At 63.8% G+C, this 1,603-nt stretch carries 2 protein-coding genes; both read right to left on the bottom strand.

Translation table 11 applies throughout. The features are described from left to right. Positions 1 to 102: 102 nt before the first annotated feature. Entirely contained in the window at positions 103 to 768 is a 666-nt protein-coding gene (gene fzlA / locus WBB85_RS17450) for an FtsZ-binding protein FzlA (RefSeq protein WP_432639869.1), read from the bottom strand. Between the two features lie 55 nt (positions 769 to 823). After that, entirely contained in the window at positions 824 to 1,558 is a 735-nt protein-coding gene (mtgA, locus tag WBB85_RS17445) for a monofunctional biosynthetic peptidoglycan transglycosylase (RefSeq protein WP_432639868.1), read from the bottom strand. Positions 1,559 to 1,603: the final 45 nt, after the last annotated feature.

Below are 1,603 nucleotides of genomic sequence, written 5' to 3'. Positions count from 1 at the left end.
GCGTTACGCCTTCGCGGAATGCCAGATTGTCCAACCCTGCTGCTTCCACTTGGTTCAAATATCCCGGGGGTCCGGGGGCAGCGCCCCCGGCACGGCCGCGTTTCAGAAATCCAGATCGGCATAATGCGCCGGGGGTGGGAACCCCGACACCTGATCGGCCAGCAGCGACCGGAACGAGGGGCGCGACTTGATCTTGGCATACCAGTCCTTGACGGTCTGGCTGCGGTTCCAGTCGACATCCGAGATGTAATCAAGGCTCGACAGATGCGCGGCGGCGGCGAAATCGGCCAGGGTCATCTCATTCCCCGCCAGCCAGCGGCGGCTCTCCAACAGCCAATGCATATAGTCGAGGTGATACTTGATCCGCACCGCCCCGAACTTCACATTCTTGCTGTCCGGATAGCCCTGTTTCATCATCTTCTTGTTGACCCGCTCATAGACGAGTTTCGAGGTCACTTCAGCGTGGAACTTGTCGTCGAACCAGGCACAAAGGCGGCGCACCTCATAGCGGGCCTCGGGGTCTTTCGGCATCAGACGGGGTTCGGGGATCGTGTCTTCCAGATATTCGCAGATCGCCTGACTTTCCGTCATCGTCTTGCCGTTCAGCCGGATCACCGGGACCTTGGCCGCCGGATTGCGGCGCAGGAATTCCGGATCCTGTTCCCAATAGCGTTCCTCGACCAGCTCCACCTCAACCTTCTTTTCGGCCAGTGTCAGGCGGACCTTGCGGCAGAAGGGGGACAGGGGAACGTGGTAAAGTCGGGTCATGGGGCAATGCTCGCGCGGGGATCAACCCACGTGATAACGGCGGCAGGCCCCCGGTTCAATCCTCGAAGCACGCCGCCCGCCCATCGGCGCGGATCGTCGCCGCCCCGTCAGCAATGGATCGGGCGCGTTTGCGCAGGTAGCCCGAGGGCTGCGCCGGGTTGCGGCCCTTCGGGTCGGGCAGTGCGGCGGCGATCAGGGCGGCTTGCGTGGCACTCAGATCGGCGGCGGATTTGTCAAAGTAACGCTGGGCCGCGGCCTCGGCGCCAAAGGCACCCCGCCCGGTCTCGGCCACATTCAGATAGACCTCGACAATGCGGCGTTTGGACCAGACGAGTTCGACGACCGGCGTCATCACCGCCTCCATTGCCTTTCTCAGCCAGCTTCGCCCCTGCCACAGAAAGACGTTCTTGACGACCTGCTGGCTGATCGTGGACGCCCCGCGACCCGCGCCTTCGTCCAGCGCAGCGCGGATCGCCTTCATGTCAAAGCCCCAATGCAGGCAGAAATTCGCATCCTCCGCCGCCACGACCGACCGCGCGAGATGCGGCGACATATCCTCAAGCGCTACCCAGTCGCGGTCGATCCCGCCCTGCCGCCAGCTTTCGGCGATCATATAGGGCGTCATCACCGGCGGGATGACCGTGAACAGCACCACAAGCAGCAGAAACGCCGCCACTACGCCGAAAGCCCCGCGCCGGGCCAGCCGCAGGACACGCCGCAGCGTCCAGCCCCCGCCCTTCGCGGCAGGTTTCTTCTTCGCTTTCGATGCTGGTTTTCTGCTCGTCGCCATTGGCCGAGATGAACCACGGCCAGCCCCCCGGGGTCAAGCCTCAGG

Source organism: Albidovulum sp. (genome assembly GCF_049646345.1).
GTDB lineage: Bacteria > Pseudomonadota > Alphaproteobacteria > Rhodobacterales > Rhodobacteraceae > Albidovulum.
This window is presented reverse-complemented; position numbering and strand designations above follow the sequence as displayed.